The sequence below is a fragment of the Xanthomarina spongicola genome (assembly GCF_003148645.1).
Lineage (GTDB): Bacteria > Bacteroidota > Bacteroidia > Flavobacteriales > Flavobacteriaceae > Xanthomarina > Xanthomarina spongicola.
Genome location: NZ_QGGP01000001.1, coordinates 788,538 through 813,507, shown reverse-complemented (window position 1 = coordinate 813,507; position 24,970 = coordinate 788,538). Strand labels below are relative to the sequence as shown.

The window sequence follows — 24,970 nt, the reverse complement described above, 5'->3', positions numbered from 1 at the left end:
GGTTAAGATTTTGAGTTAAATACAATTTTAGAGTTATCGTGTTTTTTAATACTAAGGCAAAAGTCTCTAAATGTCTGATACTCTTCTTTAGAATAAGTGCCTTTATTTATTATCAATTCACGTTTATAGGTAATTACATTATTAGTTGTTGTGATGCTTAGAATATATGATCCAAATTTGTTTTGAATTGAAATGGGCTCCTTCATAGCTTCCACATGTAAAGCATTTGAGAATTTAATTTGATAGGTGTCTACATCTGTAAATCCTCTTTCTATAACAAATGGTAATTTTCTGTTTTTATATCTTGGAGGTGTTTCTGTTGTTTTATTAAACACATTAGGCTGAAACAACAACCTATTTCCAGCTTTAGAAGCATAATTTGGAATTCTAATATTCACATCTTCAGTAAACACAATACTATCTTTGTTATTATTGAAGCTCATGTTAAGAATTTCGAGGTTATTAATTTCGTTCCAAAAATCATCTTTATAATATAATTCCTGTTCTTTTTTGGTTCTGTTTTGTATGCCTTCGTGTTCGCCATATTGAGCTCCTTTAGAATTAATTTGAAGCTCTCCAATAACGGTTCCATTTTCATCTAGAATCATATCTGCATCTATCTCCTGAATGTTTTCTTCTGTTTTATACACTTTAGTATGTACAATTTTTCCACCTTCTGGTGTAATTATTAAAGCATCTCTATCGTCAGTAAAATTAGCATTATATCCAAATGGACTAGTTTTGCTTGTGCATTCTAACCAAATATAATTTTCATTATCAGGTAAACATAGAATAACGTGATTTCCTTGAATTGCAGAAAAGTCTTTATCTATATTTTTTAATTTATTGTCGCCATAAATAACTGTGTAATAAGAATCCACTCCAATTCCATTTAGCAAAGCCTTAGTATAATTTGTTAATGCTTTACAGTCGCCATAACTTAATCTATCTACATCCTGAGCAATCATTGGCTTCCATCCACCTATACCAACTTGCACACTTATGTAACGGGTTTTGTCTTGCATATACTGATAGACAATTCTCGCTTTTTCTACATCTGAATTAGCATTTGCAGTCAGTTGTTCCATTTTACTGATAACCGATCGAGGTAATTGTTCTGTTCCTTTAATTAAATTATTGTTCATCCATAAACCAAAATCTTCCCAATTGTTATTAACGCCTTTTACACCTTCCATATCAAACTCAGTCAACGCTGCTTTTAAATAAGGCGCGAAAGTTTCAAAATCTGGACTAAAAGATTCATATTCTATTGCAGCTAAATTTTTAGCCACAAAATGAAACTTACTAATAGAATCTATTTGAAATTCTTTAAAATTTGAAGTCTTAATTTTAATTGGAATCTCTGAAGTGTTCGTAATTTTATATTCTGCATTCTCTGTACTCACATAAAAACCTTCAATGGGTTTCCAACTAGGCATGAATGCTGTAGAATTATAAACTACTTGTGTTTCAAAAAGTATGGTGTATGGATAGGTATTTGGAGTGTAGTCTAAGTATTTTACACGACTATCTGAATAAAGTGTACCACCTGAAACAGCACTCACATCTTTAAAATCGTTTTTCTTGAATTTTGCTATTTCCTTTCCATTTGCGTTAAAAATACGAGCTTCAAGATCTTGAATATTTATATTCTCGTCGTAATAATGATAAGCATCTATTTTACTATCGCCTTCTTTGTTTAAAACAGTGACAATTCTTTTGTTAGAAAATATAAATTTATTGTAGTCAATAATTTCTATGTGCACATTATCAAACCTAACAACTGCATTTGATTTTATTTTAAGTTCTGAAGGGATGGAATATACATTGTATAAATTTTCATCCTGAGCTGCTATATGTGTGTAAATTAGTGAGGAGAGTACTAAAAGTAATATTTTCTGCATGTAGGTACTTTTTTTCTCTTACTCAAAAATAGGATTATTTGTGAATAAACAAAGTAGTTAATAAAATTAATTCTCTTATTCTTTATTTTTAGAATCTATTATTATAGTTACTGGCCCATCGTTTAAAAGTTCTACTTTCATATCTGCACCAAATTCGCCTGTTTGAACCTTTTTCCCTAAATCTGTCTCTAATTGTTTAACAAAAGCTTCATAAATAGGAATGGCAACATCTGGTTTGGCTGCTTTAATATAACTTGGTCTATGTCCTTTCTTTGTATTTGCGTGAAGCGTAAATTGACTTACCACAATAGCATCTCCATTTACATTAAGTAACGATTGATTCATTACGCCATTTTCGTCATTAAAAATTCTGAGATTAACTATTTTATTCGATAACCATGTAACATCTTCATTGGAGTCTTCGTCAATTATACCCAATAAAATAAGTAAACCATTAGTCATGGATGCTACTTTTCTCCCTTCAATGGTTACACTTGCTTTTGATACTCTTTGAATAACTGCCTTCATTTTTATTCAGATTCCCAATTATCTGTTCTATAATGTTCGTCTTCACCTTCTAAAATTTGAAGATAACTTCTGTAACGTGAAAAGGCTATTTCGTCTTCATCTAAAGCTTTTTTTACAGCACATTTTGGTTCGTCTACATGAATGCAATTATTAAACTTACAATCTTGTTTTAGCTTAAAAAATTCTGGAAAATAATCGCCAACCTCAGTTTTATCCATATCTACAATGCCAAAGCCTTTAATTCCTGGTGTATCAATAATTTTTGCTCCAAAGCTTAAATCGTACATCTCGGCAAAAGTAGTTGTATGTTGACCTTGCATATGCTGACTTGAAATAGCTTTTGTTTTTATTTCCAAATCTGATTCTATAGCGTTAACCAAAGTTGATTTCCCTACTCCAGAATGACCTGCAAACATGCTTACTTTATCTTTCATCAGTGCTTTTACTTTATCAATGTTTTTGCCTGTTGTGGCAGAAATACCAATACACTCGTATCCTATTTTTCTATAAACATGAGCTAAATATTTTACTTCATCTAACGTATCATTAGAGTAAGTATCAATTTTATTGAAGAGTAAAATGGTCTTAATGGAATAGGCTTCAGCAGTTACTAGAAACCGATCGATAAAACTTGTAAACGTAGGAGGATTATCTATAGTAATTAGTAAAAAAACCTGATCGATATTTGATGCAATTATATGTGTTTGCTTTGAAAGGTTTACAGATTTTCGAACAATATAATTTTTTCTATCGTGGATCTTGGTAACAACACCAACTGGTTCTTCATTATTAGTTGTATCTAAATCAAAATCTACAATGTCTCCAACAGCAATTGGGTTGGTACTTTTAATACCTTGCATACGGAATTTTCCTTTTATTCTGCATTGATATGTGGCACCTAATTCTGTTTTTACAGTGTACCAACTTCCAGTAGATTTATATACTAATCCTGTCATTAATACAAAGATGCCACTATTAATTAATATTTAAAAGAGATTCACAAATAATGACCTTAACTATTCGGTTTAACTATTAATAATTTTCTCTTGATGATTAATAGATTCCTGATGCACTGCTTTAAAAACACGCAAAATAAATTCTTCACTTAAATTCTTTTCTTCTCCTTGAAGAATCATTTTTCCAAGAATCTCATTCCAACGTTTGGTTTGTAAAACAGCCACATTATGTGCTTTTTTAAGTTCTCCAATATCGTCAGCTACTTTCATACGTTTGCCTAAAATATCTATCAATTGATGATCTATCACATCTATTTGCGTACGCATTGTGTTTATTTTGTTTTTAAATTCGGCAGCTTCACCAATTTCTTTTCTAATACGTAAATCTTTGGTGTATTGAATAAGTGTTTCTGGTGTAATTTGTTGAGATGCATCACTCCAAGCCTTATCTGGATTATGGTGTGTTTCTACCATCAAACCATCGTAATTTAAATCTAGAGCAGTTTGGCATAAATCGAAAATAATATCTCTACGTCCTGCAATATGCGAAGGGTCTAGAATTAATGGTAAATCTGGAAAACGATTTTGTAAATCGATAGGTAATTGCCATTCTGGATTGTTTCTATATCTTGTTTTTTCATAAGTTGAAAAGCCTCTGTGAATAACACCTAAGTTATTTACTCCTGACGTGTGAAATCGTTCCACAGCTCCTAACCAAAGGGCTAAATCTGGATTAACAGGGTTTTTAACTAATACAATTTTATCTGTTCCTTTTAAGGCTTCGGCAATTTCTTGAACAATAAACGGACTTACTGTTGTTCTTGCTCCTACCCATAAAACATCTACATCGTGCTGCAATGCTAAATCTACGTGATTGGCATTGGCTACTTCCGTAGAAATTAATAATCCTGTTTCTTCTTTTGCTTTTTGTAACCACTTTAAGCCTAAAGCTCCAACTCCTTCAAAATTTCCTGGTCGTGTTCTTGGTTTCCAAATTCCTGCTCTTAAAACGGTTGCATCGCTATCTTTTAATTGATGTGCAATCGTTAAAACTTGTTCTTCCGTTTCTGCGCTACATGGTCCTGCAATCACTAAAGGATGTTCTAAGTTGAATGCGTTTAACCAGTTTCTTAATTCTTTTTTATTATTCATAATATTCTCTTTATGCAATTCCGTTTAATATATCTTTTATATGATTGGTGTTTTCCATTTCATTAAAAATGTCATCAAAATTATCAGCCTCCATAAATTCCTTAAATTTAGTAAGATTGTTTATGTACTCGTCTAAAGTTTCAATAACATTTGTTTTATTTTGCTTAAAAATGGGTGTCCACATGTGTGGTGAACTTTTTGCTAACCTTACTGTTGAAGCAAAACCACTTCCAGCTAAATCGAAAATATCGCGTTCATTTTTTTCTTTTTCTATAACTGTTTTCCCTAGCATAAAAGCACTAATGTGTGATAAATGTGATACATATGCTATGTGTTTATCGTGTGCTTCTGGATTCATATAGCGCAAATTCATTCCCATAATTTTAAAAATGGTTAAGGCACGTTCTTGTAATTTAAATGCTGTTTTTTCTATTTCGCAAATAATGTTTGTTTTGTTTACAAACAAGCCTTCTATTGCAGCACTTGGTCCAGAAAATTCTGTTCCAGCTATTGGATGAGTTGCTAAAAAATTTCTTCGTTTTGGGTGATTCTCCACAACTTTACAAATATTTACTTTTGTAGAACCAGAATCAATTACTAACGTATTGTCTGATACTTTATTTAAAATCTCTGGCAACAAGCTTTCTGTAGCATCTACTGGAATGGAAAGAATCACTAAATCTGCTTTATATAAATCTTCAAAAATTGCTTTTTCATCAATTAGATTTAATGACAAAGCTTCATCTAAATGTGCTTCATTTTTATCAACTCCATAAATCAAAATATCAGGATTCAATTTTTTTACATCCTTTGCGATGCTTCCTCCAATTAATCCAACTCCTATAATGTATATGTTTTTCATATTATTTAATTCTTGCAATGGCTTCCTCTATTATATCTGTAGTTGCACAAAGTGAAAAGCGAACATATCCTTCACCTTGACTTCCAAAAACTGTTCCTGGAGCTATAAAAATGTCATGCTCTTTTAATAATAAATCGATAAACTCTTCCGATTTTAAAAAAGCTGGAATTTTTGCCCAAACAAACAAACCTGTTGCATTTTTGTCGTAAGTACAGTTTAAACTATCAGCTAATTGCCAAATTAGCTTTCGTCTTTCTTCATAGACATTGTTCAAGCTTACATACCATAATTTTGAACATTTTAAAGCTTCAATAGCGCCTTTTTGAACACCATAAAACATGCCAGAATCCATGTTGCTTTTCACTTTTAAAATATGATTTATATAATCTGATTTTCCTAAAACCATACCAATTCTCCAACCAGACATATTAAAGGTTTTACTTAAAGAATTCAATTCTAAACAAACATCTTTTGCTTCTGGAATACTCAAAATACTTCTTGGCGAATCATTCAAAATAAAGCCATAAGGATTATCGTTTATAATCAAAATTTGATGCCTTTTAGCAAAAGCGACAAGCCTTATAAAGAAAGCTTCAGTAGCAACTGCTCCTGTTGGCATGTGTGGATAATTTATCCACATAATTTTTACTTTAGACAAATCTTGTTTTTCAAGATTTTCTAAATCTGGCAACCAATTATTCTCTTCATATAATTTATAAAAAACCGGTTCTGCTCCAACCAAATTTGTTACTGAAGCATAAGTTGGATATCCTGGATTTGGAATTAACACTTGGTCTCCTAGGTTTAAAAAAGCCATAGAAACATGCATAATGCCTTCCTTACTTCCCATTAAAGGCAGTACTTCTGTAGTAGGACTTAAATTAACTTGAAATTGATCTCTATAAAAAGACACCATAGCTTCTCGTAATTCTGGCAACCCTTGATAGCTTTGATACTGGTTAGCTTGAGCATCGTTAAAACTATTACATAAAGTTGTTATTACTTTTTGTGGAGGCTGTAAATCTGGACTTCCAATCCCTAAATTAATGATTGGTTTTCCGTTTGCTTGTAGCAATCTAACTTCTCGAAGCTTTTTCGAAAAGTAGTATTCTTCAATGGTTTGCAATCTTAGTGCTGCTTCAATCATTGTTTTGTATTTTTATATTCGCCTAATATTTTAAATTCTTCGGTCATGATTTCCATGATGGATTTTGCTTTTTTATAATCTTCAAAATCGTTAAAAGTTACATCTACGAAAAAAGCATATTTCCAAGGAGTTTCTATTTTTGGTAAGGATTGGATTTTCGTTAAATTCAGTTTGCAATCGCTCATAACATTTAACATGGCTGCCAGACTGCCTCTTTTATGTTCCAATTCAAATTTTATAGAAGCCTTGTTTATTTCTGTTTCAGGTATTTCATGATTTTCTCTTTTTACAATTACAAAGCGTGTTTCGTTATGCTTTATGGTTTGAATACTTTCAGAAATAATGTTTAACTCGAATAATTGGGAAGCTAATTTACTTGCTATAGCTGCAACTCCCTTTAAATTTTTGTCTTGAATACGTTGCGCTACTTCGGCTGTATCTTTATCTTCAATAAGTTTAATATGTGGCTGTTTTTTAAAGAATTCTTTACATTGCAACAAAGCCATTGGATGTGAATAAACCTCAACAATATCTTTAATATCCTGATTTGGCAAGGCCATTAATTGATGTTGCACATCTAAATAATGCTCGCCAACAATATGTAAATTATGATTATCAATTAAAGCGTAATTAGGAATTATAGATCCTGCAATCGAGTTTTCTAAAGCCATTACAACAGCATCTGTTTTTCCTATAATCAAGCTTTGTACTGCTTCATCAAAAGTTAAACATTCTTTAACTTTTAATTGGTTTCCAAAATATTGCTGAGATACAATATGATGGAAAGATCCTTTTACTCCTTGAATGGCTATTGTTTTTATCAAAATTATTTCTCTTATTTAAGTTTTAAACAAAAAAAAGTCCCGATTTTCATCGAGACTTTTTTTTAATATGTATTAATATTATTTATTAAAATTACATATACAACGTCTCGTTTCTTCTGTTAAAAAAGAAATAATACCAATTGTAATATGCAAAATTTGATGTTGCTTTCATAATGTGGGTGCTAAAGTAGACAATAAAATGAAAAAACAAAATGTAAAGACTATTTTTTAATTAAAAACGTTACTAATTAGTTATTTTTACAAAAAAATCGAGGTCTTTTATGTCTATTCAAGTTGAAAATATCACAAAAAATTACGGTTCTCAAAAAGCTTTAAATAACATTTCTTTTAAGGTGAATAAGCCAGAAATTGTTGGTTTTTTAGGTCCAAATGGTGCAGGAAAATCGACTATGATGAAGATTTTAACCACCTATATTGATGCTTCTGAAGGGCACGCAAAAGTGAACGATTATGACGTAAACATAAACAAACAAAAGGTGCAACAAAGTGTTGGATATTTACCAGAACACAATCCGTTGTACTTGGAACAATATGTTAGAGAATATTTAGCTTTTAATGCACAAATTTATGGAGTTAAAAAACAACGCATCGAAGATGTGATACAACTTACTGGTTTAACTCCAGAAGCTCATAAAAAGATTGGACAACTTTCTAAAGGTTACAGACAACGTGTAGGTTTGGCAAATGCTTTATTACATAATCCAGATGTGCTTATTTTAGATGAACCTACAACTGGTTTAGACCCTAACCAATTGGTAGAAATTAGAGCTTTAATTAAAAATATAGGCCAAGAAAAGACCGTTTTTCTTTCAACACATATTATGCAAGAAGTTGAAGCCATGTGCGACCGAGTGATTATTATTAATAAAGGCGAAATTGTTGCAGATAAAAAACTTAAAGACCTACGTGAAGGTCAAGAACAAATTGTTATTGTAGAATTTGATTATCGCGTTGAAGATGCTTTTTTATTGAAACTGCCAAAAGTAAAACAAGTAATAAATACTCACGATTTTATTTACGAAATCACTTTTTCAACAACCGAAGACATGCGCTCTCATGTGTTTGATTTTGCCCATGACAACCAATTAAAGATTCTTCAACTAAATCAGAAAAATGTGAGCTTGGAGAGTTTGTTTCGGGACTTGACCAACAAGTAATTTACTCAAAAATAAGTTCTCCAGTATAAAACTGTTCAACCTCTACATTCGGTGGATTATTTTTAGATATTAAATCTCCTGTTCCTCTTAATTCTCCTGTTAACAATTGTTGTGGATTTACAATTATATCGTTGCTTCCTCTGTGATAGATTGAAACTTCTTGAGCTGTTAAATTAGCACCTTCAAAACGTCCAGTTCCTGAGAAAAAACCAACATAGAGTTTGTTTGTTTCTCCAGAAATATAAAAAGACGATAGGTTATTTGCTGTAACTCTTAAATTATTAGCATTGACTTGCAATCTAAAATCACCCATGGTAAAAGCACCTTCTGAATTAAAATCCTCTGAAAATAGTTTTAAGTTATTATAGTTTAAAACACCATCTGAAGAGATATCAAACTGAGTCGAGCTTCTAATATTAGTAATATTTGGAGCTGAAACATAGATTTTTGTTGGTTCGTAATCTCTTACATAATTACAAGAATTGTTATCTGTTAGTCTTAATTGATTATCAATAACAACAACTTCCACATCATTCATTAAATTTTCGCCAGTTTCAATTACCAAACTGAACTCTAAATCTTCTTTTAAAATTAATTCTATATTCCTGTTTACTAGAATTTTTTCAAACGGTTCAACTACTACTTCCTGCTGTATGATGTTTCCTGATTTCTGGAAGCAATCGTTTGCATCTTCGCTATCACAAGCAAAAAGAAATACTAAGAGAAATATGTATACTAGTTTTTTCATTCTTTACAATCTAATTCCTACTCCAAATTCAACAGCTTCAGCTTTAGCTCCATGGGATTTTAAGGTAATGGCTCCAAAAATTTTCTCTCCAAAATAACGTTTCATTCCAATTCTTAAATAAGTTCGTCCTTCAAAATCGTATGGATAATACACATAATAACCAATTTGCGTAACTAAAGACATTTTATTTATAAACAATTCGTGTCCAGCAAAAACACCAACACGTTTATAGTCTTCGTCTCCAGAGACATTTTCTTCAGGGAATGCAACCGATTTATAATATATTAATTCTTTTAGAAACAAGGAAAAGAAAACATCAGTTCCTAACTGTACAGCACTTTTATGAGACAATCGCTTATCTGCATAAGCCGATAGTATGTAAAAAGGATATTGACCACTTCCAATAACATCACTTTCATTTATTCCACTTCTAAAAACTAAGTTGTATTTAATTGGCTGTGTAAACTTTTCTTTAGTAACTGTTTTTATATATTCTGGATCTACTTCATCTAGATTATAAGTCACACCAACATTAAAAGCAATTGTATTCACACTGGTATTTGGCGCCTTTACATTTGCATTGGAATAATGCAAGAGTGAAAATCCTGCTTGTACTCCAAACCTACCAAACAAGCGTTCCTTTTTATAATTAAGCATCAAATAGGTAGCACTTAGAATGGTCGAACCAAAAGCCACGTTTTTATGATTATCTTCTTTATCGTAAGGATTCGTATTGTATGCTAGTCCTTGTCCAATACGCAACATTAAATTACGCTTTAAGAAATAAAAATTATAATGAGCATAAAGTGAATAATTGTTTCCTAAAACATCGTTTTTTAAATCTTGATAGGCAAACGAAACTCCCCAATCTGGATAACCATATCGTTGTTCCCAATCTTTCTCACCAAATGTTTTTTTGTTCCAGCTTAGAATAACTCCTTCAGGATGACCTTTAATTAAATGTAGAATATCGTTGTTGTGTAGAGCAATATTCCCAATAAAATAATTAGCTTCGAAATACGATTTTGTTTGCTTTTCTTGTGAAAAAACAAATCCGAAACTTAAACATAAGAAGTAGGTTATTAATTGCCTCATTTATTTTATTTGTGAAGCAAAAATAACAGAATAATTAAAATACCTGTGATGCAATGGCTTTTATATTATCACTTTTTCCCATCGAATAATAATGAAGTACTGGAATTCCAGCTTTCTGAAGCTCTTTAGACTGCTTGATACACCACTCTATTCCAAGTTGTCTTACCTGTTCATTGTCTTTACATTTTACTACTTCTAGTATTAATTCTTCTGGTAAATCTACATGAAATCGATGTGGAATTAAATTGAGTTGTTTTTTGGTTGCAATAGGCTTTAACCCAGGAATTATTGGCACTTTTATACCTTCTTTTCTGCATTTGTCCACAAAATCAAAATACTTCTGGTTGTCGAAAAACATTTGAGTCACAATATATTCAGCGCCATATTTTATTTTCTTTTTCAAGAAATGAATATCGCTATCCAAACTTGGTGCTTCCATGTGTTTTTCAGGATAAGCTGCAACACCAACACAGAAATCTGTAGCTGAAGAATTAAGAAGTTCTTCATCTAAATAATTCCCTTTGTTCAGTTCCGAAATTTGCGTTACCAGTTCACTAGCATAATTATGTCCTTCTTTTTCTGCTTTAAAATAGGTTTCTGTTTTTACGGCATCGCCACGTAAAGCCATGACATTATTTATGCCTAAAAAGTCTAAATCTATCAGGAAGTTTTCGGTATCTTCTTTTGTAAATCCACCACACAAAATATGCGGAATGGCATCTACGCGATATTTATTTTGAATGGCTGCACAAATTCCAACCGTTCCAGGTCTTTTTTTAACCACTTTTTTCTGTAACAAGCCGTTTTCAAGTTCCTTATAAACATATTCTTCTCGATGATACGTCACGTCAATAAATGGTGGTTTAAATTCCATTAACGGATCGATATTATCAAATATGGATTGTACGTTTTGTCCTTTTAAAGGTGGAAGAATTTCGAATGAAAACTGGGTGTTTCCGTTGGCGTTTTTTATGTGTTCTGTTACTTTCATGTGCTCTTCCCACGAAAGTGGGAATCTCTTTTTTTTGCCACGAATACATGAATCTATATTCGAAACTTAATTAATATTCATTTTATTTTAGCGCTACCTAAAGGTCGGGCTTTCTCTACTCGCTCTCTTCGAGGAGCTCAAACAAACCGTTTAATCCCTAACGCACATATCAGAATGTAAATTCCATTCCAAACATCTCAATATATTTGTCATGAGATTCCTGCCTTCGCAGGAATTTAATCTGCTAAATTAGGACTCAACCATTTTTCTGCTTCGGCTTCTGCAATACCTCTTCGTATAGCATAATCTTTTACTTGATCATGATTAATTTTACCTAATCCAAAATATTTCGCTTCTGGATTTGCAAAATAATAACCACTTACGCTTGCTGCTGGCCACATGGCTAAACTTTCTGTAAGTTCTACTCCAATATTTTGTTTGACATCTAATAATCTCCAAATTGTTTTTTTCTCTAAATGATCTGGACATGCTGGATAACCAGGAGCTGGACGAATACCTTTATAATTTTCTTTAATTAAATCTTCGTTTGTTAAACTTTCGTCTTGCGCATAATTCCAGTAATTTGTTCTTACTTCTTTATGTAAATATTCTGCAAATGCTTCTGCCAAACGATCTGCAAGTGCTTTAATCATAATAGCATTATAATCGTCATGATTTTCCTCAAACTCTTTCGCTAAAGATTCGGTTCCAAAACCTGCACTTACACAAAAGCAACCCATATAATCTTGAACTCCTGATTTTTTTGGTGCGATAAAATCTGCTAGAGCCAGATTAGGTTTTCCAACTGCTTTTTTAGATTGCTGACGAAGGGTTAGGAATGTTAAATTTTGTTCAAGACCTCTCGACTGCGCTCGAGGTGACAATCCGTTTACAGTTATTTCAATATCATCATCATTGACTGTATTTGCTGGAAATAATCCGAAAACAGCTTTAGCCTTCAGAAGTTTTTCATCGAAAATACGATTGAGCAAAACTTTGGCATCTTTAAATAACTCCTTGGCTTGTTCTCCAACAACGTCATCTTCCAAAATATTTGGATAACGACCATGTAAATCCCAGCTTCTAAAAAACGGACTCCAATCGATAAAGTCTTCTAATTTTTTTAAATCAAAATCTTCAAGAACTTGAATTCCTAATAGTTTTGGTTTTATAATTTCAGAATCATTCCAGTCTATTTGAAATTTGTTTTTTCGTGCATCTTCTATTGTCAAATATTCTTTTTCTCTGGTACGCTTTAAAAACTGTTCTCTAAATTTATTATACTCTTCCCTTATTTCTTCTTTAAAAATGGAACTGTCTTCTTTTAATAACTTTCCAACAACGGTTACAGCTCGTGATGCATCGCTAATATGAACGACAGTGTGCTTATAATTTGGTGCAATCTTCACAGAGGTATGTGCTCTTGAAGTGGTTGCTCCTCCAATTATTAATGGAATGTTCAAATTTTTCTTTTCCATTTCTTTAGACACATAAGACATCTCGTCTAAAGAAGGTGTAATCAATCCGCTTAATCCAATGATATCCACATTCTCTCTAATAGCAGTTTCAATAATTTTTTCTGGTGGCACCATGACCCCTAAATCGATAATTTCATAATTATTACAACCTAAAACCACGCTTACGATATTTTTTCCAATATCGTGTACATCGCCTTTAACTGTTGCCATCAACACACGACCAGAAAATTCTTGTTTTCCATCTTTTTCAGCTTCAATAAAAGGCTGTAAATAAGCAACGGCTTTTTTCATAACCCTTGCCGATTTTACTACTTGAGGTAAGAACATTTTTCCACTTCCAAACAAATCGCCAACCACATTCATACCTATCATTAAATGACCTTCTATAACTTCAATTGGACGAGACGAATCTTTTCTGGCTTCTTCAACATCTTCAATGATAAAAGCTTCAATTCCTTTTACCAAGGCATGTGTAATTCTATCTTGAAGTGGTTCATTTCTCCATTCTAAAACAGCAACTTCAACATCTTTTTTATTGCCTTTTACTGTTTCTGCATAATCTAATAAGCGTTCTGTAGCATCATCTCTTCTATCGAAAAATACATCTTCAACCAATTCCAACAATTCTTTATCAATTTCATCATAAACCTCTAACATTGCAGGATTGACAATGCCTAAATTCATTCCGTGTTGAATGGCATGATATAAAAAAGAAGCGTGCATGGCTTCGCGAACTGTATCATTTCCTCTAAATGAAAAAGATACATTACTTACGCCTCCAGACACATTTGCATAAGGTAGATTCTCCCGAATCCATTTGGTAGCCATGAAAAAATCCAAAGCGTTTTTTCTGTGTTCTTCCATGCCTGTGGCAACAGGAAAAATATTAGGGTCGAAAATAATGTCTTGTGGTGGAAAGTTAACTTGGTTAACCAAAATATCATACGAACGTTTACAAATTTCTATGCGACGTTGGTATGTATCTGCCTGACCATCTTCGTCAAATGCCATAACAATGACAGCTGCTCCATAACGTTTTACTAATTTTGCATGATGAATAAATTCAGCCTCTCCTTCTTTTAAACTAATCGAATTCACAACCGATTTTCCTTGAACCACTTTTAAACCTGCTTCTATAATCTCCCATTTGGAGCTATCAATCATAATAGGAATTCGAGAAATATCAGGCTCTGAAGCTATCAAATTCAAAAATTTAGTCATGGCATACACACCATCCAGCATGCCTTCGTCCATATTCACATCAAGAATTTGTGCACCACCTTCCACTTGATGTCTTGCAACTTCTAAAGCTTCGTTGTAGTTTTCTTCTTTAATTAAACGAAGAAATTTTCGTGAACCTGTCACATTGGTTCGCTCACCAACATTAATGAAATTGCTTTCTGGTGTTACAACTAGTGGTTCTAGACCTGAAAGAGTTAAATACTTTTGGTGTTTATTCATCTTATAAATTAGTTCTCGACTGCACTCGAACAGACAGTTCTTGGTTTATACTTCGAAGCCACTTCAGCAATCGCTTTTATATGTTCTGGATTTGTGCCACAACAACCTCCAATAATATTGATAAGGCCATCTTTTAGATAGTCTTCAATAAATTGTTGCATCTCTTTTGGTGTTTGATCATATTCTCCAAATGCATTTGGCAAACCTGCATTTGGATGCGCTGAAGTAAAAAACTCCGTTTCGTTAGACAATCGTTGTAAATAAGGTTTTAGCTGTTCAGCTCCAAGTGCGCAATTAAATCCGACACTTAATAATGGAATATGGGAAATGGATGTTAGGAACGCTTCAACCGTTTGTCCGGAAAGTGTTCTTCCAGAAGCATCTGTAATGGTTCCAGAAACCATAATAGAAATATCGATGTTGCGTTCCTCTTTCACTTCTTCAATAGCAAACAAACAGGCTTTGGCGTTAAGAGTATCGAAAATTGTTTCTACTAAAAGCACATCTACGCCTCCATCAATTAAAGCTTCTACTTGTTGTTTATAGGCAATTCTTAATTCATCAAACGTAATAGCTCGAAATTCTGGTCTATTTACATCTGGCGACAAACTTGCGGTTTTGTTTGTTGGACCAATGCTTCCTGCTACAAATCTTGGCTTTTCTGGATTTTCTTTGGTAAATTGGTCTGCTACTTTTCTTGCAATTTTAGCCGATTCAAAATTAAGTTCATACACCAAATCTTCCATGTTGTAATCTGCCATAGCAATGGAAGTTCCAGAAAATGTATTGGTTTCTACAATATCTGCACCAGCTTCAAAATACAATCTATGAACTTCGGCAATGGCTTCTGGTTGCGTAAGCGAAAGCAAGTCGTTATTACCTTTTAGCGATGTTGGGTAATCTTTAAATCGCTCGCCTCTAAAATCTTCTTCTGTAAATTTATAACGTTGCAACATGGTTCCCATGGCTCCATCGAGAACTAAAATGCGTTTTTGTAAATTTTGAATAATATGTGACATTTTTGATAAATTATATCAATATGTCATCAGGAAAGTAAGTTGAAAATACTTGTGGTTATCTGTCCTAATTTTGAAAAATACTCAATATAGGTTAGAATTTAGCACCTTCTTTATAATTAAAGGGTTGCTAAGGCTTCACAGGGTCTATTCCCTCTGCCTTTCGTGATAACAATCAATAATATTAATGAACTTTTATATATGCAAATATAGTGTCTGAAAAATTTAATATCCAAATATATTAGGAAAAAAAGTGAAATTAATTTGCTATCCATTTAATTTTTCTACATTTGCAATTCAAATATCAAGAGGAAAAATTTGTCTGATTGCAACCTCTTTAAAAAAATGCTAAAGCAGTAACATTCTACTCCTCTAGCAATAGCAATCTGACATTTTTTCAATAATTTAATAAATATTAAAACAATTATTTATGTCTTATTTATTTACTTCCGAAAGTGTTTCTGAAGGACATCCAGACAAAGTAGCAGACCAGATTAGTGATGCTTTAATTGATAACTTTTTAGCATTCGACAAAGACTCTAAAGTAGCATGTGAAACTCTTGTTACAACAGGACAAGTAGTTCTTGCAGGAGAGGTTAAATCGAACACCTATTTAGATGTTCAGAAAATTGCTAGAGATACCATTAACAAAATTGGCTACACAAAAAGCGCCTACATGTTTGATGGCAATTCTTGTGGTGTTTTTTCTGCTATACATGAACAATCTGAAGATATTAATCGTGGTGTAGATAGAGCAAGCAAAGAAGAGCAAGGTGCAGGAGATCAAGGAATGATGTTTGGTTATGCAACTAGTGAAACTGAAAATTATATGCCTTTGGCTTTAGATTTAGCACATAGAATTCTTATTGAATTAGCTGCTTTACGTAGAGAAAACAAAGATATAACCTACCTACGACCAGATTCTAAAAGTCAAGTAACTATTGAGTATAGCGACGATAATGTACCTCAACGTATTGATGCTATTGTAGTTTCTACACAGCATGACGATTTCGATAACGACGAAGCCATGTTAGCAAAAATCAGAAAAGATATTGTAGAAATTCTAATCCCAAGAGTGGTTGCCAATTTACCAGAAAACTTACAAGCCTTATTTACAGACAATATTAAATACCATATTAATCCAACAGGGAAATTTGTAATAGGTGGACCACATGGAGATACAGGATTAACTGGACGTAAAATTATTGTGGATACCTATGGTGGAAAAGGTGCTCATGGTGGAGGTGCTTTCTCAGGAAAAGATCCAAGTAAAGTAGATAGAAGTGCTGCTTACGCAACTAGACATATTGCTAAAAACTTAGTAGCAGCAGGAGTTTGCGAAGAAGTTTTAGTGCAAGTTAGTTATGCTATTGGAGTTGTTGAACCTATGGGAATTTTTGTAGATACGTATGGAACGTGTCCGTTTAATATGACAGATGGCGAGATTGCTAAAAAAGTGTCTGATATTTTCGATATGCGCCCAGCTGCCATAGAAGAGCGTTTAAAATTACGTAACCCAATGTACAGCGAAACAGCTGCATATGGCCATATGGGAAGACAAAACGAAACCGTTACAAAAACCTTCGAACAACCTAATGGAGAACCCGTAACTTTAGAAGTTGAGTTGTTTACTTGGGAAAAATTAGATTATGTAGATAAAGTGAAAGCTGCTTTTGGGCTGTAAAACCTTTAGTTGCTGATTAAATATTAAAAGCTCCATAATGTATGTTATGGAGCTTTTTTAATTTGGGTTTTTTCTTGAAATTGATGAAATTCGTTTACAGACATACAGGAATCTGTTTTAAAGATTTCTATATGTACGCAAGCATTAATTTTAAACAACCATTAACTTATGAAAATCATGACCAAAAATAAAAGACTTATTATAATCCTACTTGCAATACCCTTAATCTTATTATTTCCATTAATTGCAATGCAATTTTCTTCTGAAGTAAATTGGTCATTAGTAGACTTTCTTGTCATGGGAATACTATTACTTGGTTTTGGATTTATGCTTGAGATTGTATTGAGGAAAGTTTCGAAAAAGAAAATTCGAATTGCTCTAATAGCGATTATATTTATTGCATTCTTACTTATTTGGGCTGAATTGTCGGTCGGAATATTCGGAACTCCTTTTGCAGGTTCTTAAAACATTATATAACTATTCAAATCAACAAGTAAAGGAGATTACTTCTAAATTTCAATTCATAAAGACCCTTGTTATATTTATATTCTGAATTAATTATTTTGATCCTTTTCCTCACTTCGTGAAAATGAAAAATCAAACTGCAGTCGCAGTTTATTTTTTTGTTTATAAAATATGCTTTTGAGTAAACTCAAGCATATTTTATAAACAAAAAAATCCACACTTTCGTGTGGATTTTTCGAGTTAAAGTGGGGAGAGCAGGATTCGAACCTGCGAAGACGTAGTCAGCAGATTTACAGTCTGCCCTCGTTGGCCGCTTGAGTATCTCCCCAAAACCGAGTACAAATATATTATAGTTTTTAAATTATTTTGTAAAAATCTTTTACTTTTTTATTCTTAAAACACAAAAAACTCATAATGACATATTTAGTTTTTCATTATGAGTTTTTGAGACCTAACTTAATATAAGCAGACTGTTTTTTTTTAATCCAATCCTCCTCTACGTTCTGGTGAACGTGGTTCTGGCCATGTACGTTGCTCTCCTGTTCTGGAATCGATTGGTAATACAATTTTCTCAGTAGAGGTTCTGTTTGGATCTTCGCAAGCCATATACACTAAAATAGCAGTTAAAATAGCATTGCTTCTAACATCGTCGAACACAATCTTATCGTACGTGTCTCTGTTTGTATGCCATGTATAATTCCAGTAAGACCAACTTAATGAGCTTAAATTAAAAGCTGGAGCTCCAGCTGCTAAAAATGATGCATTATCTGAACCTCCTCCACTTGGAGAACCTGGAAAATGTGTTTCAATATGTTTTGTAATGTCTTTTGGTACTGCTTCTAACCATCTAGATAAATATTCGTAAGAATGTAAAAATCCAGCTCCTGAAATATTCACCACACGACCAGTTCCGTTGTCTTGATTAAACATGGCTTGGGTGTTATTTACAATTTCTGGATGATCTTCAACGAAAGCTCTTGAACCGTTTAATCCTTGTTCTTCACTTCCCCAATGTCCAACTAAAATTGTACGTTTTGGGTTTGGATATACTTTTTTAAGGATGCGCATGGCTTCCATCATGACTAAAGTTCCAGTACCATTATCTGTGGCACCTGTTCCTCCATCCCAAGAATCGAAATGAGCAGATAAAACAACATATTCGTCTGGTTTTTCAGTTCCTTTTATTTCTGCAATAGTATTTAAACTTGGAGAAACTCCTAAGTCTTTAGATTCTGCAACTATTTTAACTACAGGTTTATTTCCATATTCTACTAATCTGTAAAGCATGGTATAATCTTCTAACTCAATATCTACTGTTGGTATTTTTTTTGTTCTAGAACTAAATATTTTATTTGAACCAAAGGCTTTAGACCAATAAGATGTAATAATTCCAGCTGCTCCTGCTTCTTCTAAAGCTTGATTTATTTCTCGTCTGCCATAACCTGTTCGTTCCATATTTGCACGCCATTCTTTTTCTAAAGTATCTCTTTCTCTTTTCATTTTTTCGAAAGATTCTTCGGTTGCAAATTCTTCCCAGTTGTAATCTGGTCTTCCGGTTGCTTGATATATAGACGTCATAACAAACTTACCTTTTACACTTTTCATCCAGTTTTGAAATGCGATTGAATCTTTAACTGTTGGAATGGTAACCACCTCTGCAGTGACTCCTTTTGGTCCTGTACTTGGATTCCAAGCTAGTTGCATACCATCTAAGGTTTGAACACGAGGTTCTAACATATCGATATGCGTAATACCTCTTTCCCAAGCTTTCCATTCTCCCCATTTTTCGTTTTTAGCTGGAATTCCCCATTTAGTATATTTTGCTACAGCCCAATCGTTTGCTTGTTGCATTTGAGGTGTTCCAACAAGACGTGGACCAATAACATCTAATAATTCGTGAGCTAAAATCTCTAATTGCGAATTATTTGTTGCTTCCTCAATAATATTTTTAACAACTGGATCTTGTTCCTGTGCCTGAAAACTATAGTTGAATAATAGTAATACAACTATAAGAAATAATTTGAATGCCTTTTTCATATGTATTTGGTTTGGATTAATTTTTATAGTCAAACAAATTACAAATTTTTTAAATAAAAAACCTTTTCTATTTGATAAGGTCTTTGTGTTAAGGATTGTAGTGGCATCCTTTTCTTTTTGATAGATGCTTCGACATACTCTGCATAACAAAAAAGAAAAGATATAGCGAAAAGCCTGACTTTTGCCTTCTATTTAAGGCAAAAGAAACACCCAAATATTAGAGGGAATAAATAGCTCTAATTGTAAGGTATCTTGGTTGAATAAAATATTCGCTAGTGCTTACAGAAATATTACTGGTATTACTTTGAGTTTGAGATTGTGTGTTTAATAAATTGGTTGCTTTGAGTTCAAACTCCCATTTAGCATCTTTATCTTTTCTGTATGCTAAGGAGGCATCCCAAAAATCGAACGTATTTATTGTTCGATCTTGGTCGCTAAAATTATTGTAAGCATACGATGTTTTAAAGGTGAAACGCTCCCATATTAAAGCATCGAATTCTATAGATGGTACTTTGGTAAAATACTTGCTTCTACTGGAGCCTTGGTCGTTATCCTGAATGGTGTAACGATAGGCCAATTCAACATTTGGAGCTTTTTTAAAATTGGTTCTAAATTCTAAACCATAAGTTTGAGAATAATTCTCGTTTACAGATGGTGTGTTTTGAATAAACTGATTGAATTTTGTATAGGTGAAGTTTCCATTAACTGTAGCTCTATATTTTCCGAAAGACCTTTGAAACCTCCCACTAGCAGAAAGTGACTCGTCTGCATAACTTGAGTTGAATGGTGTATTACTTCTAATAACACTTTCGAAATTAGTAATATTTCTAATTTGATCGATGCTTTTTCTATAGTTTACATTAGCAAATACATTTGTGTAATTAAACATATTAAAACTAAAATAAGTTAGATTAATATTGTGTGCAGTGGCGTTTTCTAATTCAGGATTTCCATAAAAATACGAATTGTAATTATTCATTACATAGCCACGTGCAAAATTTGTGACGTCTGTAAATTGCGTTTGCATGGCATAATTAAAGATTAACTGCTCACTTTTTTTCAATTGAATTCTGGCATCAAAATCTGGTAAAACTCTAAAAAAGTTGTCTTTATATTTTTCTCCAAACTGGACATTATTTACATTATAAGCATGTGTAGAAAGACCTGGAGTAAACGTAAATTTTCCTAATTTAATGGTGTAATGAACACCTAAGTACAGATCGGTAAAATTGTAATTAATATCGTTTGTTGCTAAGCCATTGTTTTCTGTAGGGATTGGATTAAATTCTGAACCGTTGTCTAAGAATTGAAATAAACTTGAAGTAAATTTTTGATTGCTATAAATGGTTCCAAGAGTTACATTAATATTACTCTTGTTATTTAAAACATTCCAGTAATCAATTTTTCCATCTAACTGGTTTGATTTTACACGTTTATCTTGAGCTACATTATAATTAGATTGTGTGGTATCGAAACCTATAACATCTGCAACATCATTATAATTACTTTTTTCTTCTATAACAGCATTATAGAATGGGTCTTCGTCTTGAATTAAGGATTGTATTTCTAATGAAAAAATATTTCTTTCGTCTAACGTGTAGTAATAATTAAGACTTTGCTTCACACTAAAAGGACTTGATTCTTCGTATTGATCTGTATTTCCTAAAACAGAAGAAAAGACGTTTTGTTCTTGAGATTCTTTTGAAAATCTTCCTAATACATCGTAATCCATTTGATTATTGCCATTAGGCTTGTATTTAGCACTTAATTTAAGCATTCCTAAATCGCTACGTTGTGTTGTATTACTTTGTGTCGTTTCGTCTGGAATTCCTAATTCTGGATCTGTATAGACAATATTATTATTTTCCTGTAATTCGTTTTTACTATTTGAATAAATGGCAAAACCACTAATATCTAATGTTTCTTTAGGTGAATAACTAAAATTTGCTGCTCCAAAATTAAACACGATACTTTTTGCTTTATTATTTTGAAGTAAAAGAAAGCCTAAATCGTTATTTCCTAGATTGATGCTTGTTCCACTTTTTCGGCTAGGCATTCTAAAACCTCCAGAAAAATTAAAATAGTCTCTACGAGTAAAGGCTAATTCGCCAATATTATTCATGTCTCCAATAACATTGATACTTAATTTAGGACTGTAATAAAATAGTTTAGGCTGCACTAAATACAAACCTTGATCGCTTGTAGCTCCACCTCCAGCAGTAACTGTTCCAAACCAAAAATTTTCTTTCCCTTCTTTAAGTTTAATATTAATAGCTACATTATCTTGATTGTTAGTTACAGAACTTAATTGACTTACTTCGGAATAATTTTTTAGTACTTGAACTTTATCCACAGCATTGGAAGGAATATTTTTTGAAGCTAATTTAGAATCGCCATCAAAGAAATCTTTTCCATCGACCATAACTTTCGATACTTTTTTACCTTCTACTTCTATCTCGCCATCATCGTTAATTTCTACTCCAGGTAATTTTTTAAGTACGTCTTCTAGTTTTCTTTCGGTTCCATCTTTAAAAGAATCTGCATTATAAACAATGGTATCGCCTTTAATAGTTACAGGCATTTCGTAAGTAAGTTCTACTTCGTCTAGTGTGTTATCGTTTTGAAGTGTAAAATCTTTTGAAATATTCTCGGTTTTAGTTTCTATAAGTTCATCTATTGCTTTCATCCCAATATAACTTACTTGAATGTTATAGTTTGAATTAGCTTCTAGTGAGAGTTTGTATTTACCAATATCGTTTGTAATGCCATAAGCATCCATGTTTTTGGTCTCTTGATTTATAGCAACCACATTTGCTAATTCTAAAGGATTTCCAATGCTATCTTTTACAACACCTTCAATTTTTACTTGACCGAAACAGATATTTGCGACAGCAAAAAAGGATAAAAATATTATTTTTTTCATAAAATTAGTTTGATAAATTAATGACGCGAACCTCCTCTATTTCGTCCTCCATACATTTCACGCATTTCTTCTATCTTCTTTTTCATGATGTCGTTATACTCTTCTTGAGTTACCTCTTTTCCTTTTTCTGGTCTTTTAATATCTTCTTTTTCTTCAGGATTTAAAACTATTTTAGAACACAAAATGGTTGTTCTATCTGCATTGACTTCAAGAATAAGCCCTGGTAATCCCCAATATTCTCCTGGACCTTGACTTACTGGAATTTGCATGGTATACCAAGCCGTAACCTCTATAGTTTCTGGAATCTCTATTTCGTCCATCACATCTTTGGTGCTAGTGCTATCGGTTTCTTTTTTAGCATCCTCTTCTGTATTCTTTCTTCTCATGCTTCTAAAATCCATTGCATCTACTTTTTTTGTAGCTGTTGCTTTAAAACAAGAATATTGTCCTATTTGTTTGGTTTCGCCACTTAGTTTCCAATCTAATTTTGGTAAAGAATCTTTAATTAAAAACTGTTTTCCAAAGAATTCTTGCTCTTGTAGTAACACATTTTCTTTTACATTTTTATACTGTGCTCCTCCTGTAAAATTTCCCATCATCATTCTAAAACCTCCTCCTTGACCTGGAGCTTCTAATTTTTCTTCCTCTTTGTATGTAGATTCTGTTTTATTAAAAACTAAAAAGTATGTTTTTTCAAGCATGCTTTTCATTCTTTCAGCAAATTGCTTTTTTTGTTCTTCACTAAAATTCCCACCACCAAAATTATTCATATCAATGGTTGTTTTAGATAAATAGGTAGCTTTCCCTTGAAAATCTTTTTGTGCAAAAGAATAAGTAGTAGTAAATAAGACAAAAAAGACTGAGATTATTTTGAGTGTATGAGAAGTAAAATTCATTTTTATAGGTTTCTTTTATTAAAAAATTCATTGTTAAGACTTTAAAAATAGCATTTAGTTTAAACTTTTAAATTAAAGTTTTCATAAATATTATTTTAATGTTATTGTTCTACGATTTTAATCTCAAAACTAAATGGAATTTCGTACTTTTCAATTCGCAATGAAAACAGTCCTATACTTTATATTATTTATATCTTTTTCCATTTTCGGACAAGAACCAATTGAAACTACGTTTGTTTCTAAAACACCTTTTGAAGCAGATAAAATTATAGGCATTGATAATTTTGGCACGATTTATTTTATAAAAAAGAATACGCTTTATAAAATTGAAGACGACAAAAACTATTCTTATAGCAATGTCCAACATGGTAGAATTTCAACAGCAAATAGCTTTAATCCTTTAAAGATTACAGTTTTTTATGAAGATTTTAATACTGCTTTTATTTTAGATAATAGATTTGCTGAAATAATTAAAATTGATTTTAGTAGTTTAGAATATTATAAAAATGTGTCTTTTGTTTCTACTGCAAACGACAATGCGTTGTGGGTTTTTAATCAAGATATTCAACAGTTAGAATTATTCAATTATAAATCGAATAAAACAGTTGCTACAACTTTACCTACACAATCTGAAGCTTTAGATTTAAAAAGCAATTATAATTATAGCTGGATGTTAACCGAAAAATTTCTTTATAAATATAATTACTTTGGCAGTTTAGTTTATAAAGTTAAGAATGATGGCTTTTCCTCTATTATAGAAAGCAATGAGCAAATATTTTTAATAAAAGAAAATGACCTCTATTATTTTAATGAAACAGAACAAGTTTTTCAATTGATTGAAACACCTAAATTGTTAACAAAACAGTTTTTAGTAACCAATGAAACCTTGTATATTTACGATTCAAAAAATTTACACAAATTCCAACTAAACAATAAATAATTATGCATGTTGCAATAGCCGGAAACATTGGTGCTGGTAAAACCACACTTACAAAATTACTTGCTAAACACTACAGATGGGAATCTCAATTAGAAGATGTGGTAGACAATCCTTATTTAGACGATTTTTACAACCAGATGGAACGTTGGAGTTTTAATTTACAAGTTTATTTTTTAAATAGTAGATTTCGTCAGGTAGCACAAATTAGAGAAAGTGGTAAAGACATTATTCAAGATAGAACCATTTATGAAGATGCACATATTTTTGCGCCAAACCTTCATGCTATGGGATTAATGACCAATCGCGATTTTGAAAATTATAGATCACTATTCGACCTCATGGAATCTTTTGTTCAAGGTCCAGATTTATTAATCTATTTACGCAGTTCTATTTCAAATCTGGTTTCTCAAATACATAAAAGAGGTCGTGATTACGAAAACTCTATTAGCATTGATTATTTAAGTAGATTGAATGAACGTTATGAAGCTTGGATTCATGGTTACGATAAAGGGAATCTTTTAATTATAGATGTAGATAATTTAGATTTTGTTGCTAATCCAGAAGACTTAGGAAGCATTATAAATAAGATTGATGCTGAAATTAATGGACTATTTTAATCTCAATCTCAACTAATAAAAAAGCCACGCATTACGTGGCTTTTTTTAGTATCTATTTTTTATTTAAG

The 24,970-nt window shown here is 32.1% G+C and carries 20 protein-coding genes, 1 tRNA gene and 1 riboswitch; of the genes, 5 read left to right on the top strand and 16 right to left on the bottom strand.

The window, feature by feature from the left end; genetic code table 11:
- Positions 1 to 2: 2 nt before the first annotated feature.
- The 7 genes from LX78_RS03670 to LX78_RS03640 form a co-directional block, all read right to left on the bottom strand.
- A complete protein-coding gene (locus LX78_RS03670) occupies positions 3 to 1,904 on the bottom strand; it encodes a DUF3857 domain-containing protein (protein ID WP_109681267.1) in 1,902 nt (633 codons plus the stop codon).
- A gap of 75 nt (positions 1,905 to 1,979) precedes the next feature.
- Positions 1,980 to 2,432: a D-aminoacyl-tRNA deacylase gene (gene dtd, locus LX78_RS03665; protein ID WP_109681266.1), complete on the bottom strand. Its 453-nt coding sequence runs from the start codon at positions 2,430 to 2,432 to the stop codon at positions 1,980 to 1,982.
- A 2-nt stretch (positions 2,433 to 2,434) separates the two neighbouring features.
- The gene (gene rsgA / locus LX78_RS03660) at positions 2,435 to 3,388 is read right to left on the bottom strand and encodes a ribosome small subunit-dependent GTPase A (protein ID WP_109681265.1); all 954 of its coding nucleotides are present in this window, start codon (positions 3,386 to 3,388) and stop codon (positions 2,435 to 2,437) included.
- 69 nt (positions 3,389 to 3,457) lie between these two features.
- Positions 3,458 to 4,540, bottom strand: coding sequence for a bifunctional 3-deoxy-7-phosphoheptulonate synthase/chorismate mutase type II (locus tag LX78_RS03655; protein ID WP_109681264.1), 1,083 nt, complete (start codon positions 4,538 to 4,540; stop codon positions 3,458 to 3,460).
- A 10-nt stretch (positions 4,541 to 4,550) separates the two neighbouring features.
- Entirely contained in the window at positions 4,551 to 5,402 is an 852-nt protein-coding gene (locus LX78_RS03650; RefSeq protein ID WP_109681371.1) for a prephenate dehydrogenase, read from the bottom strand.
- 1 nt (position 5,403) lies between these two features.
- The gene (locus tag LX78_RS03645) at positions 5,404 to 6,549 is read right to left on the bottom strand and encodes a pyridoxal phosphate-dependent aminotransferase (RefSeq protein ID WP_109681263.1); all 1,146 of its coding nucleotides are present in this window, start codon (positions 6,547 to 6,549) and stop codon (positions 5,404 to 5,406) included.
- A complete protein-coding gene (locus LX78_RS03640; protein ID WP_109681262.1) occupies positions 6,546 to 7,373 on the bottom strand; it encodes a prephenate dehydratase in 828 nt (275 codons plus the stop codon). Before LX78_RS03640 ends, LX78_RS03645 begins: the two co-directional genes overlap by 4 nt.
- Positions 7,374 to 7,654: 281 nt before the next feature.
- Between LX78_RS03640 and gldA the strand changes: the two genes are divergently transcribed.
- Positions 7,655 to 8,551, top strand: a complete 897-nt coding sequence (gene gldA, locus LX78_RS03635) for a gliding motility-associated ABC transporter ATP-binding subunit GldA (RefSeq protein ID WP_109681261.1) — start codon at positions 7,655 to 7,657, stop codon at positions 8,549 to 8,551.
- A gap of 1 nt (position 8,552) precedes the next feature.
- Here the strand turns inward: gldA and LX78_RS03630 are convergent, their stop codons facing one another.
- From LX78_RS03630 to LX78_RS03610, 5 genes are all read right to left on the bottom strand, one after another.
- Positions 8,553 to 9,299: a head GIN domain-containing protein gene (locus LX78_RS03630; protein WP_109681260.1), complete on the bottom strand. Its 747-nt coding sequence runs from the start codon at positions 9,297 to 9,299 to the stop codon at positions 8,553 to 8,555.
- 3 nt (positions 9,300 to 9,302) lie between these two features.
- Positions 9,303 to 10,394, bottom strand: a complete 1,092-nt coding sequence (locus tag LX78_RS03625) for an acyloxyacyl hydrolase (protein WP_109681259.1) — start codon at positions 10,392 to 10,394, stop codon at positions 9,303 to 9,305.
- A gap of 34 nt (positions 10,395 to 10,428) precedes the next feature.
- Complete coding sequence (gene metF / locus LX78_RS03620; RefSeq protein WP_109681258.1) at positions 10,429 to 11,385, bottom strand: methylenetetrahydrofolate reductase [NAD(P)H]; 957 nt, start codon at positions 11,383 to 11,385, stop codon at positions 10,429 to 10,431.
- Between the two features lie 236 nt (positions 11,386 to 11,621).
- The gene (metH, locus tag LX78_RS03615) at positions 11,622 to 14,324 is read right to left on the bottom strand and encodes a methionine synthase (protein WP_109681257.1); all 2,703 of its coding nucleotides are present in this window, start codon (positions 14,322 to 14,324) and stop codon (positions 11,622 to 11,624) included.
- Between the two features lie 8 nt (positions 14,325 to 14,332).
- Entirely contained in the window at positions 14,333 to 15,343 is a 1,011-nt protein-coding gene (locus LX78_RS03610) for a homocysteine S-methyltransferase family protein (protein WP_109681256.1), read from the bottom strand.
- Between the two features lie 52 nt (positions 15,344 to 15,395).
- Positions 15,396 to 15,515: riboswitch (SAM riboswitch) on the bottom strand.
- 255 nt (positions 15,516 to 15,770) lie between these two features.
- Between LX78_RS03610 and metK the strand changes: the two genes are divergently transcribed.
- Together metK and LX78_RS03600 are read left to right on the top strand one after the other, a co-directional pair.
- Complete coding sequence (gene metK, locus LX78_RS03605; RefSeq protein ID WP_109681255.1) at positions 15,771 to 17,024, top strand: methionine adenosyltransferase; 1,254 nt, start codon at positions 15,771 to 15,773, stop codon at positions 17,022 to 17,024.
- 168 nt (positions 17,025 to 17,192) lie between these two features.
- Positions 17,193 to 17,489, top strand: a complete 297-nt coding sequence (locus LX78_RS03600; RefSeq protein WP_245881463.1) for a hypothetical protein — start codon at positions 17,193 to 17,195, stop codon at positions 17,487 to 17,489.
- Positions 17,490 to 17,735: 246 nt separating this feature from the next.
- On the opposite strand, the gene LX78_RS03595 is transcribed toward LX78_RS03600, so the two are convergent.
- The 4 genes from LX78_RS03595 to LX78_RS03580 all read right to left on the bottom strand — a co-directional run bounded on the left by LX78_RS03595 (position 17,736) and on the right by LX78_RS03580 (position 23,345).
- Positions 17,736 to 17,817 (bottom strand) — tRNA-Tyr (locus LX78_RS03595).
- Positions 17,818 to 17,969: 152 nt separating this feature from the next.
- Complete coding sequence (locus tag LX78_RS03590; RefSeq protein WP_109681254.1) at positions 17,970 to 19,526, bottom strand: M20/M25/M40 family metallo-hydrolase; 1,557 nt, start codon at positions 19,524 to 19,526, stop codon at positions 17,970 to 17,972.
- A 217-nt stretch (positions 19,527 to 19,743) separates the two neighbouring features.
- Positions 19,744 to 22,449: a TonB-dependent receptor gene (locus LX78_RS03585; protein WP_109681253.1), complete on the bottom strand. Its 2,706-nt coding sequence runs from the start codon at positions 22,447 to 22,449 to the stop codon at positions 19,744 to 19,746.
- Positions 22,450 to 22,466: 17 nt separating this feature from the next.
- The gene (locus LX78_RS03580; protein ID WP_109681252.1) at positions 22,467 to 23,345 is read right to left on the bottom strand and encodes a GLPGLI family protein; all 879 of its coding nucleotides are present in this window, start codon (positions 23,343 to 23,345) and stop codon (positions 22,467 to 22,469) included.
- 160 nt (positions 23,346 to 23,505) lie between these two features.
- Here LX78_RS03580 and LX78_RS03575 point away from each other — a divergent pair, with 160 nt between their 5' ends.
- Entirely contained in the window at positions 23,506 to 24,285 is a 780-nt protein-coding gene (locus LX78_RS03575; RefSeq protein WP_109681251.1) for a hypothetical protein, read from the top strand.
- Between the two features lie 2 nt (positions 24,286 to 24,287).
- Positions 24,288 to 24,902 (top strand): deoxynucleoside kinase, encoded by a 615-nt coding sequence (locus LX78_RS03570; protein ID WP_109681250.1) that lies wholly within the window; start codon positions 24,288 to 24,290, stop codon positions 24,900 to 24,902.
- Positions 24,903 to 24,970: the final 68 nt, after the last annotated feature.